Annotated in this window: 14 protein-coding genes; 10 read left to right on the plus strand and 4 right to left on the minus strand. The window is 72.5% G+C overall.

Annotation, left to right across the window (positions count from 1 at the left end):
* Positions 1 to 243 precede the first annotated feature (243 nt).
* From Acy02nite_RS07405 to Acy02nite_RS07420, 4 genes are all read left to right on the plus strand, one after another.
* Positions 244 to 1,098 (plus strand): ParB/RepB/Spo0J family partition protein, encoded by an 855-nt coding sequence (locus Acy02nite_RS07405; protein ID WP_203739068.1) that lies wholly within the window; start codon positions 244 to 246, stop codon positions 1,096 to 1,098.
* Between the two features lie 463 nt (positions 1,099 to 1,561).
* Entirely contained in the window at positions 1,562 to 1,756 is a 195-nt protein-coding gene (locus Acy02nite_RS07410; RefSeq protein ID WP_203739069.1) for a hypothetical protein, read from the plus strand.
* A gap of 72 nt (positions 1,757 to 1,828) precedes the next feature.
* Positions 1,829 to 4,969, plus strand: a complete 3,141-nt coding sequence (locus tag Acy02nite_RS07415) for a type 2 lanthipeptide synthetase LanM family protein (RefSeq protein ID WP_203739070.1) — start codon at positions 1,829 to 1,831, stop codon at positions 4,967 to 4,969.
* Positions 4,970 to 5,047: 78 nt separating this feature from the next.
* Positions 5,048 to 6,061 carry an LLM class flavin-dependent oxidoreductase gene (locus tag Acy02nite_RS07420; protein WP_203739071.1) on the plus strand — a complete coding sequence of 338 codons (1,014 nt, stop codon included), beginning with the start codon at positions 5,048 to 5,050 and terminating at the stop codon, positions 6,059 to 6,061.
* Between the two features lie 42 nt (positions 6,062 to 6,103).
* Here Acy02nite_RS07420 and Acy02nite_RS07425 read toward each other — a convergent pair whose 3' ends face one another.
* The 3 genes from Acy02nite_RS07425 to Acy02nite_RS07435 all read right to left on the minus strand — a co-directional run bounded on the left by Acy02nite_RS07425 (position 6,104) and on the right by Acy02nite_RS07435 (position 10,110).
* Positions 6,104 to 6,757 (minus strand): LuxR C-terminal-related transcriptional regulator, encoded by a 654-nt coding sequence (locus Acy02nite_RS07425; RefSeq protein WP_203739072.1) that lies wholly within the window; start codon positions 6,755 to 6,757, stop codon positions 6,104 to 6,106.
* A gap of 162 nt (positions 6,758 to 6,919) precedes the next feature.
* Positions 6,920 to 9,364 (minus strand): FtsX-like permease family protein, encoded by a 2,445-nt coding sequence (locus tag Acy02nite_RS07430; RefSeq protein ID WP_203739073.1) that lies wholly within the window; start codon positions 9,362 to 9,364, stop codon positions 6,920 to 6,922.
* Positions 9,361 to 10,110 carry an ABC transporter ATP-binding protein gene (locus Acy02nite_RS07435; protein ID WP_203739074.1) on the minus strand — a complete coding sequence of 250 codons (750 nt, stop codon included), beginning with the start codon at positions 10,108 to 10,110 and terminating at the stop codon, positions 9,361 to 9,363. The genes Acy02nite_RS07430 and Acy02nite_RS07435 overlap by 4 nt, the downstream gene beginning before the upstream one ends.
* Positions 10,111 to 10,235: 125 nt before the next feature.
* Between Acy02nite_RS07435 and Acy02nite_RS07440 the strand changes: the two genes are divergently transcribed.
* Complete coding sequence (locus Acy02nite_RS07440) at positions 10,236 to 11,369, plus strand: sensor histidine kinase (protein ID WP_239174395.1); 1,134 nt, start codon at positions 10,236 to 10,238, stop codon at positions 11,367 to 11,369.
* Entirely contained in the window at positions 11,366 to 12,058 is a 693-nt protein-coding gene (locus tag Acy02nite_RS07445; protein WP_239174397.1) for a response regulator, read from the plus strand. Before Acy02nite_RS07440 ends, Acy02nite_RS07445 begins: the two co-directional genes overlap by 4 nt.
* A 74-nt stretch (positions 12,059 to 12,132) precedes the next feature.
* On the opposite strand, the gene Acy02nite_RS07450 is transcribed toward Acy02nite_RS07445, so the two are convergent.
* Positions 12,133 to 13,026, minus strand: coding sequence for an endonuclease/exonuclease/phosphatase family protein (locus tag Acy02nite_RS07450; protein WP_203739075.1), 894 nt, complete (start codon positions 13,024 to 13,026; stop codon positions 12,133 to 12,135).
* 23 nt (positions 13,027 to 13,049) lie between these two features.
* Between Acy02nite_RS07450 and Acy02nite_RS07455 the strand changes: the two genes are divergently transcribed.
* The 4 genes from Acy02nite_RS07455 to Acy02nite_RS07470 all read left to right on the plus strand — a co-directional run bounded on the left by Acy02nite_RS07455 (position 13,050) and on the right by Acy02nite_RS07470 (position 15,379).
* On the plus strand, positions 13,050 to 13,922 hold the full coding sequence (locus tag Acy02nite_RS07455) for an alpha/beta hydrolase family protein (protein ID WP_203739076.1): 873 nt from the start codon (positions 13,050 to 13,052) through the stop codon (positions 13,920 to 13,922).
* A gap of 4 nt (positions 13,923 to 13,926) precedes the next feature.
* Positions 13,927 to 14,367: a MarR family winged helix-turn-helix transcriptional regulator gene (locus Acy02nite_RS07460; protein WP_203739077.1), complete on the plus strand. Its 441-nt coding sequence runs from the start codon at positions 13,927 to 13,929 to the stop codon at positions 14,365 to 14,367.
* A 94-nt stretch (positions 14,368 to 14,461) separates the two neighbouring features.
* On the plus strand, positions 14,462 to 14,989 hold the full coding sequence (locus Acy02nite_RS07465) for a pyruvoyl-dependent arginine decarboxylase (protein WP_203739078.1): 528 nt from the start codon (positions 14,462 to 14,464) through the stop codon (positions 14,987 to 14,989).
* A gap of 150 nt (positions 14,990 to 15,139) precedes the next feature.
* A complete protein-coding gene (locus Acy02nite_RS07470) occupies positions 15,140 to 15,379 on the plus strand; it encodes a hypothetical protein (RefSeq protein ID WP_203739079.1) in 240 nt (79 codons plus the stop codon).
* Positions 15,380 to 15,492: the final 113 nt, after the last annotated feature.

A 15,492-nucleotide genomic window follows, 5' to 3' on the forward strand; every position in this document is an offset into this window, starting at 1 on the left:
CGTGCCGCAATGCCGCGCAGCCGCGAGTTCCGCGCTTTACGGGTTCGCGACAAGTCGTTAATGTCGGTCGGGCGACATCGTCCAGGTATTCGGGGGACCGCGGTGCATCGGCAGGATTTCACTCCGGAAAGTCGAGACCGGCGCAACCCCGTTCCCGTCGCGAGTGGGGCGCGCGTTCCGGAACCCGCCGATCGCGAATCCGGGGTGCGGATCGCATTCCTATCGATCGATGCGGTGCGGGTGGTGGATTCCCCGCGACTGAACGGTGAGGACCGCCGGCACACCGAAGCGCTGGCCGGCATCGGCACGGAACTGCCACCGATCATCGTGCACCGGGCGACCATGCGGGTCATCGACGGCGTGCACCGGCTGAGCGCGGCCCGCCTGCGCGGCGACGAGCGGATCAAGGCGGTGCTGTTCGACGGCACCGAGCAGGAAGCCTATGTGTTGAGCGTCAAGGCCAACGTGGCGCACGGGCTGCCACTGTCCGCCACCGAGCGCACCCGGGCCGCGGAGCGCATCGTCGCCATGCATCCGGACTGGTCGGACCGGGCGATCGCGGCGTCCAGCGGGCTCGGCGCGCGGACCGTCGGCAGCATCCGCCGGCGGCGCGCGGCCTCCGGCGCCGACCGGGCGGGTGCTGGTTCCCGGGTCGGCAGGGGCGGCCGCGTCCGGCCGGTGGACAGCACCACCGGCCGGCTGAAGGCGGTCGACTACCTCCAGGGCCGGCCGGGGGCGTCGCTGCGGGAGATCGCCCGGCACGCCGGCGTCTCCCCGTCGACCGCCCGCGACGTACGTGATCGGCTGCACCGCGGCGAGAGCCCGATCCCGGTGACGCGGCGTCCCCGGCCGGGGAGCGATTCTCCGCCGCTGCGGTCACTGGTCCAAGGATTGGCGAGCGACCCGTCGTTGCGATTCAGTGAATCCGGGCGTGATCTACTGCGCTGGTTGATTACCCACGCTGTCCAGGACGGCGAATGGAAAGGTCTCGTCGACGCCATTCCCGCTCATTCCACGCAAGTGCTGGCCAGGATCGCCCGCCATTGTTCGCGTGAGTGGCGGGAATTCGCGGACACCCTCGAGAGGGACGCCGCGTAAGCCGCCCTTCTCGACGGACGCCCCATGAGTGGGCGCTCAGCCGGTCGGCAGTGGTGAGCCTGCCCCGTTTCCGTCAGGCGCGATCATGGCGCCGCGAGAGGTTCCTGAGCGCGGCCGGGAACCGTCCTCGAATGGTGTCCGAGCGGCCGTTCCCCAGCTGTCACAGTTGGACGCCATGTCGCCTGTCTTCCCAGCTCAGCGGCTCACTCTCGTTGTCAACCCGCCGATCTGCGGGTAGTTCCCGACATCCTTCCGCCGGGCGGCTGCCGACCGTATCCGTCCGGTGCCCGATGCGCGGGTAGGCATTCACCGATCAGGGTTGCTCCAATGGCTCTCGTCGATACCGCAACGAATACCTCCGCGGTACTCGGCGGAACCCTTCGTGGCCATGGCGCCGTGGCCGCGGATTCGTCCCGAAGTACTTCCGGCTTAGCTGTCCGGAGTTCCCGCAGAAGGAGACATCATGTCGGCCATCACCGTGGAAACGACCTGGAAGAACACCGACCTCCGGGAGGACCTCACCGCTCACCCGGCCGGCCTCGGCTTCGGCGAGCTGAGCTTCGAGGACCTGCGCGAGGACCGCACCATCTACGCGGCCAGCAGCGGCTGGGTCTGCACCCTGACCATCGAGTGCGGCACGCTGGTCTGCGCCTGCTGAGCGACGGTCGATCGTACTGCCGGGACCGGGGTTCGCCCCCGGTCCCGGCACCTTCTCCCGGCAGGAGCCCGCATGTCATCGTTTGCGATCGCCGCCTCCCCGGCCAGCGCGTACCTGCACGAGCGTTCCGCCGGTCCCGGTGGCGACCCCGTGCTGGAGCGGGAGCGGATCGAGTCGTGGCGCGAGTCCGCGTTCCTGGACGATCCGGTCCTGGACATCCGCCTGCGTGAGCTCGGTCTGACCAGGGCCGAATTCGGCCGGTTGCTCGCCGACGGCGGGTACGACGCCGACAGCGCGGCCCTCGACTGGGCCGGCGAACTGGCAGCGATCCTGACCACCGGCACCGGCGCGGTCACCGGACTCGCCCGGTCGGCCAAACTCTGGGCGCAGGGCTTCGATCGGCTGCCGTTCGCCGGGCTGATCGAGAGGTTCCTCGCCCACTACGAGCCGCGGCTGCCGCGGACATCCGGCGCCGTGCGGGTGTCCCTGCTGGAGAGCCTGGCGAACCGGCTGCTCACGGTGGCCACCCGCACCTTGCTGCTGGAGCTCAACGTCGCCCGGGTGCACGGCCGCCTGACCGGGGACACCCCCGAGCAGCGCTACGAGTACTACGACCGCGTCCTGCTGACCGACCCTGACTATCTGCGCTCGCTGTTCGGCGAGTACCCGGTGCTCGGCCGGGCCATGGTGGAATGCGGCCGCCGATGGGCGTCGGCGATGGCCGAGCTGTTCCAGCGGCTGGACGCCGACCGGGCCGCCCTGCACGGCGCCGGCCTGCTACCGGCCGATGCGGGCGCGGTCACCGAGCTCCGGCCCGACCTCGGCGACCCGCACAACAGCGGTCGCGCGGTCGCGATCCTGACCTTCGCGTCCGGCGCCCGGCTGGTGTACAAACCGCGGCCGGTGGGCCCGGAACGCTCGTACGCCGAGACGGTGGCGACCCTGAACCGCCTGGGCCCGAGCCTGCCGCTCACCGCGGTGGACGTGCTGGACCGCGGCTCCTACGGCTGGTGCGAGTTCGTCCGGCACGAGCCGTGCGCCGACCGGGCCGACCTGGAGCGCTTCTACCGGCGTACCGGCGCGGTCCTGGCCACCACCCTGCTGCTGGGCGCCGTCGACGTGCACATGGAGAACGTCATCGCGGCCGGCTCCTCCTGCATGCCCATCGACCTGGAGACGCTGCTGCAGCCCGGGGTCCCGGCCGGCGACGCGAAGGATGCCTACCACCGGGCGCTCGACCTGCTCAACCAGAGCGTGCTGGCGATCGGGATCCTGCCCGCCCGGGCGTTCGGCGGCCGGGAGCGCAAGAGCGTCGACGTCAGCGCGATCGGCGGTGGCGAGGCGCAGACCGCACCCCGGCCGGTGCCGATGGTCGTCGAGCCGTTCACCGATGTGGCGCGGATCGAGGCCGTGGACGCGACCATGCTCGGCGCGCAGAACCGTCCGGTGCTGGCCGGCGCCCAAGTACGGCCGGAGGAACACACCGAGGCGGTGGTGGCCGGCTTCACCGAGGTGTACGACCTGATCGTCCGGCACCGTCAGACCTTCGACGACCTGCTGGCCGGCTTCGGCGGTGTCGAGGTGCGCTACCTGCCCCGCCCCACCCGCCGGTACAGCATGTTCCTGACCGAGAGTTACCACCCGGACTATCTGCGCGACGCGCGTGACCGTGACCGGCTGCTCGACAAGCTGTGGACCGCCGCGGGCGCCCGTCCCGATCTGATCCCCATCATCGAGTCGGAGAAACGCCAGCTGCTGGCCGGGGACATCCCGTGCTTCCGCGCGCTGGCCGGCGCGCGGGACATCCGCACCGCGGCGGCCCCGGTGGCGGCGGAGTTCTTCGACGCGCCCGGCATCGAGGTGCTGGCCGGCCGTCTGCGGCAGTTCGGGCCGGTGCATCGGGCCGCGCAGGTTCGGATCATCCGCGAGTCGATGGGGACGATGCCCGCGCCCGGCCCGATCACCGGCACCCCGGAGCGACCCTCCGATCGGCGTGGCGGCCTCGACCGCCGCGAGGCCGCCGAGCTCGGCGACCGGCTCGTACGGGAACTCGCCGACGAGGCGATCCTCGGCGCGGACGACGCCGGCTGGATCGGCGTGAGCATCGAGGGCCTGGACCAGGAGACGTTCAGCTACAAGCCGATGGCGACCGGCCTGTACGACGGCATCGCGGGAATGGCGCTGACGTACGCCTACGCCGCCCGCACCCTCGGCGACGAGCGCTACCTCGACCTGACCCGGCGTACGGCCAAGCTGGTCTCCGGCTATCTGCGGTACCTGGCCGAGCACCGGATCGTCGAGACGGTCGGCGCCTACAGCGGGATGGCCGGTCTGCTCTACACGCTGGATCACGTCGCACACGCCACCGGCGACACGTCGCTGCTGGAGGACGTCGACGCCGCGCTGCCCTGGTTGCGGGAGTGCGCCACCCGGGAGGAGTGCCCGGACCTGATCGCGGGCCTGGCCGGCTGTGCGATCGTCGCGCTGTCGCTGTACCGGCGGCACGGCATGGCCGGTTACCTCGAGGTCGCCGCGATCTGCGGGGAACGCCTGTCCGGCACGGCCGTCGACGTCGAGGGCACTGCCGGCTGGTACGCCACCCGGACCGGCGTGATGCTCGGCGGGTTCTCGCACGGCTCGGCCGGAACGGCCTGGGCACTGTACGAGCTCGCGAGCGAGTTCGGCGACCGGGACCTGCGCGAGCTGGCCGACCGGGCGGTCGGCTTCGACCGGCGGTTGTACGTTCCCGCCGACGGCGCCTGGCGCGACCTGCGGCCCGAGATGGCCGGCACCGAGGCGTACCCGGCGCTCTGGTGTCACGGCGCCGCCGGCATCGGCCTGTCCCGGCTGCTGATCCACCGCATCCGGCCCGACGAGCGGCTCGCCGCCGAGGCTCGCGCCGCGGTGGCGCTGGTCCGGCGGCACGGCTTCGGTCACAACCACAGCCTGTGCCACGGCGACTTCGGCGCTCTGGCCCTGCTCGACCTGGCCGACCGCGCGTGGCCCGGCGCGGGCGGCCACGACGACCGGGCCGGCGCGGTCGTGCGGGACATCGCCGGGACCGGCCTGCGCTGCGGGCTGGGCAACGGCATCCGGATGCCCGGCCTGATGCTCGGCGCCGCGGGCGCCGGCCTGAGTCTGCTCCGGCTGGCCGCGCCCGCCGACGTTCCCGCGGTGGCCTGGCTGGAACCGCCGCGGGGCGAGCACGGCTGAGACCTGTGGCAGAGCAGGACCCGGCCTGTCGCGAGTTCACCACCCAGCAACCGCTGACCTGAAATCGAGGTGTCCGCCATGCTCAGTGTCCTGGACCAGGTGCCCGTGTTCCGCGGCGACGACCCCGCCGCGGCGGTCCGCGAGGCCGTCGGGCTGGCCCGCGCCGCCGAATCGCTGGGCTACCACCGGTTCTGGATCGCCGAGCATCACGGCAGCGCCGCCAACGCGTGTGCGGCGCCGGAGGTGCTGGTGGCGGCGGTCGCCGGAGCCACCGAACGGATCCGGGTCGGTCCCGGGGGAGTGCTGCTGCCGTACTACAGCCCGCTCAAGGTCGCGGAGACCTTCCGGGTGATGGCCGCACTGCACCCGGGCCGGATCGACCTCGGGTTCGGGCGTGGCAAGGGCGGCCCGGCGGTGATGGCGGAACTGCTCAACCCGTACACGATCGCCACCGAGGAGGCGTACGCCGAGCAGGTCGGCCGCCTGCTCGCGTTTCTCGGCGACACGCGGACGGTCAGCCGGGTCTCGGTCACGCCGCAGGTGCAGGATCCGCCGATGCCGTGGCTGCTCGGCTCCGGCCGGGGCAGTGCCCGCCTCGCCGGGATGCTGGGCGTTCCGTTCTGCTTCGCGCAGTTCATCGCGGCCGACGAGTGCCCGGAGGCCGTCGCGGCCTACCACGAGGCCTTCCGGCCCTCGCCGTGGCTCGACGAGCCGCAGGCGATGCTGGCGCTGCGGGTGCTCGCGGCCGGCACGACGGACGAGGCCGAGGAACTGGCCACCGGCTTCTGGATGTCGTGCACCACCGGGTGGCGGGCCCAGGTCCGGCCGGAGGACGACTACCGGGGCGGCGTGCCGAACCTGGCGGACGCCCAGCGCTATCGGCTGACCGCCGAGGACCTGGAGCTGCGCGCGAGCCGGCCGTACCTGCAGATCTCCGGCACGGCTGAGACGGTCGGTGACGAGATCCGGCGGCTGCGCAAGGTGTACGACGTCGCCGAGGTCATGCTCACCACGAACTGTCCCGGCGCGGACGCCCGGCGCCGATCCTACGAGCTGCTGGCCGCCGAGTTCGGGCTGACCGCCACGGCCTGACGCGGGCCGGTCCCGGTTGTCGCGTCAGGCCCGATCGTCGGATCAGTCCAGATCGTCGGTGGTGAGGCCGGCGGCGTACGCCAGCACGGCGGCCTGCACCCGGTTGGCCACGCCCAGTTTGCGCAGGATGACGCTGACGTACTCCTTGACGGTGGAGTCGCTGACGAACAGGCGGCGGGCGATCTCCGCATTGGTCAGTCCCTGCCCGACCAGCCCCACGATGGCCTGTTCGCGGTCGGAGAGCTGTTTGATCTCGTCGACCGCGCTGTCGGCGGCCGGTGTGCCCCGGCAGGCAGCGCCCAGCATGATCGACGAGGCCTCCGGCGCCAGCACGGTCACCCCGGACGCCAGCGCGCGAACCGCCGCCACCAGTTGCTCCGGCTGACTGTCCCTGAGCAGGAACCCGCACGCGCCACCACGCAGCGACTCCAGCACGGTGCTGGGCGCCGCGAGCGTGGCCAGCACCACCAGCGCCGCCCCGGACTCCAGGTCACGCAACCGGGTCAGCAACGGCACGGTCTCCGGCAGCGTCGCGTGGGCGTCCAGGAGGACGACCGCGGGCCGGTGCTCGCCGGCCGCGGCGAGCGCGCTGTCCCGGTCCGCGGCGACGACGGTGAAGCCACCCATCGTCTCCAGAATCATCTTGATGCCGATCGATACCAAGGCCTCCTCGGCCACCACCAGTACGTCCGCCATGCCTCCCCCGGGCAATGTAGCCGTACAGGATTCGATAGTGCACTAAAGCTATCGAATTGCTGCTCTATCGAAGCATACATGTATGTAAGTGATTTATCGGTCCGCCAACCAGGACGATCCGAGACGCCCGGGCCGGCGTCTCGGATCGTCCCTGGGGCGCGGCTATCGCACGAGCCCCTGCGCGGGGGCGATCCGCGTGGCTCGCCGAGCCGGCGCCAGACTGGCCAGCACCCCGGTGACCACGGCGGCCACCAGCACCAGCCCCAGCTGTGGCCAGGCCAGCATGATCACCGGCTCGGCCTGCCGGCCCACCGCGGCGATCACGCCGACCAGCCCGACCGGCACCCCGATGACGATGCCGGCCACCGTGCCGACCAGCGTGATTGTGACCGCCTCGACGGCGACCATCGCGCGAAGCCGGCCCCGGCGGGTGCCGAGCGCCCGCAACAGCGCCATCTCCCGGCCCCGTTCGATCACCGACAGGCCGAGCAGGTTGGCGATGCCGAGCAGCGCGATCACCACGGTGACCGCCAGCATGCCCAGCGACAGTCCGAGCAGGATGGACAGGACGTTCATGATGTCGCCGCCCTCGGTGACGCCGCCGCCGACCTCCACCGCGGCGTCGCGGGCCGCCACCGCGTTGACGTCACCGGCCAGGGTCTCGCGGTCGAAACCGCTGGACGCGGTGCCCCAGACCGCGGTCGGCACGGTCCGGACCCCGGCGGCGGTCAGCACCTCGCCGGAGGTGACCCCGAGCAGCTGCCCGGTGGTGTCGGCCAGCCGCGAGCCACGGGCGGTGAAGCGGAGGTCCCGTCCGCCGGCCTTGACCGTGAGCGGCGCACCGTCCTTCAAACCGCGGGCCGTCAGGTAGGCGCCGGGCACCAGTAGTACCGGGTCGCCCCCGGAGACGCTCAGCTCCGGCGCCACCCGGCCCGCCAGCTCGGCGGGAAGCGCCGCGATCCGGGCCGGCGTGGGCTTGCCGGCAGCCGGGAACGTCGCGGTGGCGGTCGCCACCGTGGCCGTGGTCAGGCCGGTGATCCCGGCCATCGCCTGAACCGTGCGAGCGTCGATCGCGGCGCCGTCGGTGTGCACGCCGGCCGCCACCGGATAACGCGCCTCCAGGTCCGCCTCCACCGTGGCCCGCCCACTGGCCGACGCCACGGCGAGCCCGGTGATCAGCGCGGCGCCGACGACCACGGCCATCGTCGCCGACGCTGTCCGCCGGGCGTTCTGCCGGAGGTTGCTGCCGGCCAGGCCGGCCGCCACCCCGAACCGTTCCAGGCCCCGCGCGGCCGGCGACAGCAGCAGCGCGATGCCCAGCGGCAGCGCGATCAGCAATCCGGCGGCGAGCAGCACCCCGCCGGCCAGCGCCAGCGGCAGCGACGTGCCGACCGCGGCCAGCCCCAGCACACCGACGGCCAGGACGAGCAGGATCAGCCCGGCGACCAGCCGGCGGCCGCCGCGGACCGGTGCGGGAAGAGCCTCGGCCACCTCCTGCAGCGCGCGCACGGGTGCGACCCGGGTCGCGCGACGGGCCGGCGCCCAGGCTGCGACGACAGTGGCGCCCACCCCGGTGAGCACACACAGCGCCAGCACGATCGGGTTGATCGCCAGGCCGCCGCCGTTGATGTCGAGCAGCCCGGCCCCGAGATAGCCGAGCCCGACACCGGCCACCGCACCGAGCACCGCGCCGATCGTCCCGGCGATCGCCGCCTCCGCCAGCACCACCCGGCTCACCTGCCGGCGATGCCCGCCGACCAGGCGCAGCAGTGCCACCTGACGGATCCGCTGGGAGACGATCACCTGGAAGGTGTTCGCGATGACCAGGATCGAGGCGAGCAGCGCCACCGCGGCGAAGGCCAGCATCAGCACCACCAGCTGGGTGTTGCCGCCGGCGAACCGGGAGGCGGCCGCGTCGGACGCCGCCACGGCGTCGGTGGCGGTCACCCCCGCGGGCATGGCCCGGCCGACCGCGTCGACCGTCGCGGGCAACCGGTCCCGGTCGGTGACGGTCAGCAGCGCGGCCGGCGGGGTGTCACCGGCGAAGAAGGACGGAGCGGCGTAGAAGCGGTAGTCCGAGCCGGTCAGCGGGCGGAAGCCGAGATCGGCCGAGCCGACCACGACCACCGCCACCGGAGCGCCCGTGCCCTGCCGGAAGTCGAGGCGGGCGCCGACGCCGACGCCCAGGTCGGTGAGGGTGCGCCGGTCGGCGACGACCTGCCCGGCCGCGGTCGGCCAGGTCCCCTCGTCGACGGTGAACCATCGCACCGACGGGGTCGCCGGGATGCTCTGCACGTTGGCCGACCCGCGCCGGGCACCGCCGAACACGCTGACCGTCCGCGCGTACTGCGGATCGACGCTGCGCACGCCCGGCACCCCGGCGGCTGCCCGGTACCAGTGCGGATCGTGCACCGTGTCACCGGCATCGAGCACGATGTCCGCGGTGGTCAACGGGGCCGCGGCGGTGAGCCGCAGGCCCTCGTCCGAGGTGCTCGCGAAGGTCGCGGTGGCAGCCAGGAAGCCGGTGGCCAGGACCACCGCGGCGACGATCGCGAGCAGCCGGCCGGGATGCGCCCGCACCTGCGACCAGGCCAGTGCGAAGATCATGACGGCACCGTCACCGAGGCCATCACGGACATGATCGACTCCAGCCGGGGTGCCCGGAGCTCTTCCCAGAGCCGCCCGTCGGCCATGATCAGAACTCGATCGGCGTACGTCGCGGCGGCGGCGTCATGGGTCACCATGATGATCGTCTGGCCGGACTGGCGTGCGGCGTTCTGCAGGCCGGCGAGCAGTGCCCGGCCGGTGGCGATGTCCAGCGCGCCGGTCGGCTCGTCCGCGAACACCACCGACGGCTCGGTGAGCAGCGCACGAGCCACCGCGACGCGCTGCTGCTGACCACCGGACAGCTCCGCGGGCCGGTGCCCGAGCCGGTCGGCGATCTGCAGCGACGCGGCGATGCGTTGCAGCCGCCCACGGTCGACGGGCCGGCCGGCCAGCCGCAGCGGCAGCACGATGTTCTGCTCGGCGGTCAGGGTCGGCAACAGGTTGAACGCCTGGAAGATGAAGCCGACACGATCCCGGCGCAGGTCGGTGAGCGCGCGGTCGTCCAGCCCGGTGAGCGAGGTGCCGGCCAGGCTGACCTCACCCTCGGTCGGCGTGTCCAGGCCGGCGAGCAGGTGCATCAGCGTGGTCTTGCCGGAGCCCGACGGACCCATGATCGCGGTGAACTCACCCGCCGCGAAGGAGGTCGACACCCCGTCGACGGCAACCACCGCGGCATCCCCGGTCCCGTACCGTTTACGCAGGTGGTGGCAACTGACCATGGAGCTGCTCTTCGTCTGCATCGTCACCGTTGCGACGTTAGGGAAGAGGCGGGCCGCCCACATCCCTCCGGGGCATCGCGGCGAGCGATACCAAGGTATCGACCTGGCGTGCGGATGGTGCCGTGAGCGCTTGCGGTCCCTACTCTGAGAGCGTGGGAAGCTGGGACAGGAGAACGCTGCTGGTCGATACCGTGATCGCCGGCGCCGCGGTCATGGTGTGCCTGCTGTTCGGGCTGGCCGGTCTCGCCGAGTGGTACTGGTCGGCCCTGCTCTCCGTCGTCCTGGTGATCCGGCGCTCGGCTCCGCTGGTCTTCCTCGCGCTGGTCGCGGTGCTCTCCGGCGTCCACCTCGTCCAGTCCGGCAGCTTCGCGTTCCCCGGCGACCTGGTCGACCTGGTCGCCGTGCACGCCGTCGCGGGGTATGGCCCGGCCCGGTCCCGGCACCTCGGCCTGCTGCTCGGCGTGGCCGGCAGCCTGATGGTGACCGCCCGGGCGCTGCACGACGGGCTGCTGTCGGCCGCGACCCTGCCCGCCGCGCTGATCGTCGCGGCGACCCTGGCCGCCTGGTCGACCGGCCTGATGCAACGGCGGCAGCGGGCCGACGTGATCGAGGCCGACCACCGCCGCCGCCTCGCGGAGCAGGACAGCGCGATGCGCGCCCGGCTCGCGACCATCGAGGAACGCACCCGGATCAGCCAGGAGATGCACGACATCATCGCCCACTCGCTGGCCTCGGTGATCGCGCAGGCCGAGGGCGGCCGCGTCGCCGCGCGCGCCGACGCGGTCGTCGCCGGCCCCCTGTTCGACCGCATCGCGCAGATCGGACGGGAGGCCCTCAACGATGTGAAACGACTGCTGAACTCGATCGACTGCGACTCGCCGGGCGACTTCGCCAGGGGTCTGCGGGAGCTGCCCGACCTGCTGGCCGGGGTCTCCGCCGCCGGCCTGGACGTGACGCTCGACGTGTCCGGCCCGGAACAACCGCTGGCGTCCGGCATGGACCTGGCGGTGTACCGGGTGATCCAGGAGTCGCTGACCAACGTGCTCAAACACGCCACGCAGCGGCGGGCGCGGCTCAGCCTGGTGTGGACACCGGCGCGGCTGGAGGTCACCGTGACGAGCCCGCCGGCCGCGCCGGGCGCCGAGGTGCCCCGGGAGGGTCGTGGGCTGTCCGGGATCCGGCAGCGGTGCTCGTTGTTCAACGGCGACTGCGAGATAGCGGCCGGCGAGACCTTCAGCGTGGTCACCCGCTGGCCGCTCACCCCGCTGGACGTGGCCGTCTCATGACCGAGCGACCCGGCCGGGTGATGGCCGAGCAGCATCAGCCGCGGCGGATCGACGTGTTGATCGCCGACGACCAGGACCTGGTCCGGACCGGCTTCGCCCTGGTCGTCGACGCGGCCTCGGACATGCGGGTAGTCGCGACCGCCTCGGACGGCGCCGAGGCGGTGAGGCTGACCGCCGAGTTCCGTCCCGACGTGGTGCTGATGGACATCCGGATGCCCCGCGTCGACGGCATCACCGCGGCCCGGGCGATTCTCGAGGGCAGCGAGCAGCCGCCGAAGATCGTCGCGCTGACCACCTACGACAACGATGAGTACGCCACCCGGATCCTGGCCGCCGGCGCCAGTGGATACCTGCTCAAGGACACCACCGCCGAAGGACTGACCGCGGCGATCCGGACCGTGCACCGCGGCGGCTCGGTCCTCGCGCCGTCGACCACCCACCGCCTGGTGACCGCCCGGCCCCCGCGCCCGGCACGCCCGTCCGCCCTGCTGGAGACGTTCACCGCCCGGGAGCGGGAGGTCTTCGACCTGATCGTGGCCGGTGCCAGCAACGCGGAGATCGCCGGCCGGTTGAACCTCGCGGAAGTCACTGTCAAGACCCACGTCGGCCGGGTCCTGGCCAAGATCGGCGTCCGCGACCGGGTGAACGTGGTCATCTGGGCCTACGAGAACGGCGCCGCGCGGACCTGAGGCGCGCGGTCTTCCAGGCGGCGTTTCGTAGTGCGGCCAGGGCTGCGGCACTCGGCCGCACTACGAGACGCCGCCTAGGACAGCCGGATCTCGGCGGCCAGCGGCAGATGATCGCTGCCGGTCCGCGGCCGGGCCGTCAATCGGGTGACCGTCATCGACCGGGCCAGCACCTGGTCGATCCGGGCAACGGGTGCCGACGCCGGCCAGGTGAACGCGAAGTCCTCCGGCAGCGGGGTGAGGGTGTCCAGGCCGCGGTCGTGAACGGTGGTGTTGAGGTCGCCGATGACGAGCAGCCGCGCGGCCCGGTCGGCGGCGAGCAGGGCATCGAGCTTGCGCCGGCTCTCGTCCCGCCGCGCCGAGGCGAAGCCCGTGACCCCGATCCGCACCGACGGCAGGTGCGCGACGTACACCGCGAGGTCCCCGGCCGGGGTCCGCGCGACCGCCCGCAAGCCGCGATTCCAGTCCGCGCCGGGGTCATGCGGCCGGATGTCGATGGCTTCCGCCTCCACGAGCGGATAACGCGACCACAACCCCACGGTTCCCCGTACGGCGTGGAACGGGAGCTCACCGGCGAGCACACCGTCGTAGACGGGCGCCGTTTCCGGCAGCACCTCCTCCAGCCCGACCAGGTCCGGATGCGCCGCCAGCAGCGCGTGGGCGGTCCCCGCCGGGTCCGGGTTCTCGTCGCTGACGTTGTGCTGCAGCACCGTAAGGTCCGGCATGCCGGTGTCGCGGGGCAGCAGGTAGCCGCCGAAAGTGATCAGCCACGCGACCAGCGGCAGCAGGACGGCCGCGAGCCCGCGCGGTGACCGCCGCAGCATCGCCAGCACGAGCAGGACCGGGATGGACAGCCCGGTCCAGGGCAGGAACGCCTCGATCAGGCTGCCCAGTCGGCCGATCCCGTCGGGGACCAGACGGTGACCGAGAAGGACCACCGCGGCCAGAATCGCGGACCACAAGATCGGCATCGGGAGATGTTATCTTATTTCGCATGCGAAATAATGAGACGGTACGGATCCCGGTGGCGACCGGCGGCGCCGTCACGGCCACGCTGTTCGCCCCGGAGTCCGCGCGTGCCGTGCTGGTCGTGCACCCCGCGACCGCGACCCCGCAGGGGTTCTACACGTCGTTCGCCACGTACCTGGCGGAGAACGGGATCGCCACCGTCACCTACGACTACCGGGGCACCGGCCGGTCCGGCTCCCCGCGTGACCACCGTGACCTCGGCATGCGCGACTGGATCGGCGCCGACGCCCCGGCCGTCGCGGCGTGGGCCGCCGAGCGATTCCCCGGCCTGCCCAGGATGGCCGTCGGGCACAGCCTCGGTGGGCACGTGATCGCGCTCGGTGCGGCCGGCACGGACCTGGCCGCCTCGGTGATCGTCGCCTCGCACATCGCGGCACTGCGCACCATCCCGAGCCGCCTGGAGCGGATCCGGGTGCGCATCATGCTGCACGTCCTCGGCCCTGCCCTGGGCCGCCTTCTGGGCTATGTGCCGGCCAAGAGCCTGGGCCTCGGCGAGGACCTGCCGGTCGCCGCGATGCTGGAATGGGGCGGCTGGGCGCGCCGGGGCAACTACTTCTTCGACGACCCCTCGATGCGTGCCCGCGAACGAACCGCCACCCTGACCGGCCCGGTCCTGGCCGTCGGCACCTCGGACGACCCGTGGTCCACCCCGACCCAGATGGACGCTCTCACCGACCATCTGACCAGCGCGGACGTGGAGCGGCGCACCTACACGCCGGCGGCCACGGGGGTCCCGATGATCGGTCATCACGGCCTGTTCCGGCGCGCCGTGCGGGACACGGTCTGGCCGGAACTGCTGGCCTGGTTGCACGCTCACGCGGAGAAGGCGTCAAGATGACCGCGTGCGCCTGCCTCGCCTGATCTTTCTGCTCTTCAACGCCGACCGCGCGGTCCGGCGCTGGATCGACGCCCGTTCCTCCGACACCGGGATCGGCGCGTCCGGCGCCGGCGTGCTCTTCTACCTCGCCGGGCACGAGAACGCCCTGATCGGCGACGTGACCGCGGCCCTCGGCGCGTCCCCCTCCGGAATGAGCGGCCTGGTCAACCGTCTGGAACGCGGCGGGTACGTGACGCGCTCGCCGGACCCGGCCGACGCCCGTGCCGTCCGGCTCGCCCTGACCCCGCGCGGGCACCAGGCCGTGGCCCGCGCCCGGGACCTGGTCGACGACCTGAACGTGCAGCTCACAGCCGGCTTCGACGATGCCGAGATCGCGGTGATCCAGCGCTGGCTCGAGCACGTGACGCGCGTCTCCATCAATCGTGAGTCAGGTGCGGACCGGTGAGCACGTGGGTGCCGTCCCGGTAACCGGCTAAAGCCCCGGGGCGGGTCGCCGAACGAGGAGGTCGCAAGCCTCGCTACCGCCTCTAAGGAGACCCATGGCTGACTCCGTCGTCTTCGACCAGATCCCCGTCGTCCGTGCCATCGGGCGAGGCACCACCTCGCTGGCCGCTTTCCACGACGCGCTGGTGACCATGGAGTGCGGTTTCTACAACCTCGTCCGGCTCTCCAGCGTCATCCCGCCCGGCACCGCCGTCGACCCGAGCGGCAAGGCGCCGGTCCCGGTCGGCGCGTGGGGCGACAAGCTCTACTGCGTCTACGCCGAGCAGCACGCCAGCCAGCCCGGCGAGGAGGCGTGGGCCGGCATCGGCTGGGTCCAGCGGCGCGACGGGCAGGGTGGCCTGTTCGTCGAGCACGAGGGCACCAGCGAGGCGTTCGTCCGCGAGCAGATCAAGGCCAGCCTCGGTGACCTCGTCAAGGGCCACGAGGACGAGTTCGACGGCCCGGACTACGTCGTCCACGGCGTGGTCTCCGACGGCGAGCCCGTCTGCGCGATGGTCCTCGCACCCTACGAGACCGCTCCGTGGCGGGGCATCCGCGCCACCGACCCGCCCGGCATGAACTGATCGTTGCACCCCAAAGGCCTCGCTCCGGCTCTCGGAGCGAGGCCTTTCCACGTCCGGCCGCGGTCCGCCGGGTCACCCGTGATGATTGAAATCCGCATCCGGGCCGTACCACGGTCCTCGTTCTGATGTGATGCTCCGATGATGGGTGCGGTGGTCATTGCTCTGAGCATCTGGACGGTCTCGTCCGCGGCGTTCCTGCTGTTCTCGTCCCCGGCCCGCACGCCGCGCATCCGGGCCTGGCGCTTCACCCCGCTGCTGACCGCCGGGTTCGCGATTCCGGTGGCCGCCGCGTACGCCCTCGGCGACGTCCCCACCGTCATGTCCCTGCTGGCAGCGGCCGTCGCCTCCGCCGGAGTCCTCCACTGCCTGCCCCGCCCAGCCGAAGCCTGACCGCATTCGCGCCGCCCCGCGCCGCGCCACCCCGCGCCACCCCGCGCCACCCCGCGCCACCCCGCGCCGCGCCGCGCCGCGCCGCCCCGCGCCGCCCCGCGCCGCCCCGCGCC

Source organism: Actinoplanes cyaneus, from assembly GCF_016862095.1.
GTDB lineage: Bacteria > Actinomycetota > Actinomycetes > Mycobacteriales > Micromonosporaceae > Actinoplanes > Actinoplanes cyaneus.

Bases quoted from the DNA above. Each gene is read 5' to 3' on its own strand.
- Acy02nite_RS07455 (WP_203739076.1), top strand. From the start codon at position 13,050: ATGCGAAATAATGAGACGGTACGGATCCCGGTGGCGACCGGCGGCGCC.
- Acy02nite_RS07465 (WP_203739078.1), top strand. From the start codon at position 14,462: ATGGCTGACTCCGTCGTCTTCGACCAGATCCCCGTCGTCCGTGCCATC.
- Acy02nite_RS07445 (WP_239174397.1), top strand. From the start codon at position 11,366: ATGACCGAGCGACCCGGCCGGGTGATGGCCGAGCAGCATCAGCCGCGG.
- Acy02nite_RS07410 (WP_203739069.1), top strand. From the start codon at position 1,562: ATGTCGGCCATCACCGTGGAAACGACCTGGAAGAACACCGACCTCCGG.
- Acy02nite_RS07425 (WP_203739072.1), bottom strand. From the start codon at position 6,757: ATGGCGGACGTACTGGTGGTGGCCGAGGAGGCCTTGGTATCGATCGGC.
- Acy02nite_RS07420 (WP_203739071.1), top strand. From the start codon at position 5,048: ATGCTCAGTGTCCTGGACCAGGTGCCCGTGTTCCGCGGCGACGACCCC.
- Acy02nite_RS07415 (WP_203739070.1), top strand. From the start codon at position 1,829: ATGTCATCGTTTGCGATCGCCGCCTCCCCGGCCAGCGCGTACCTGCAC.
- Acy02nite_RS07430 (WP_203739073.1), bottom strand. From the start codon at position 9,364: ATGATCTTCGCACTGGCCTGGTCGCAGGTGCGGGCGCATCCCGGCCGG.
- Acy02nite_RS07450 (WP_203739075.1), bottom strand. From the start codon at position 13,026: ATGCCGATCTTGTGGTCCGCGATTCTGGCCGCGGTGGTCCTTCTCGGT.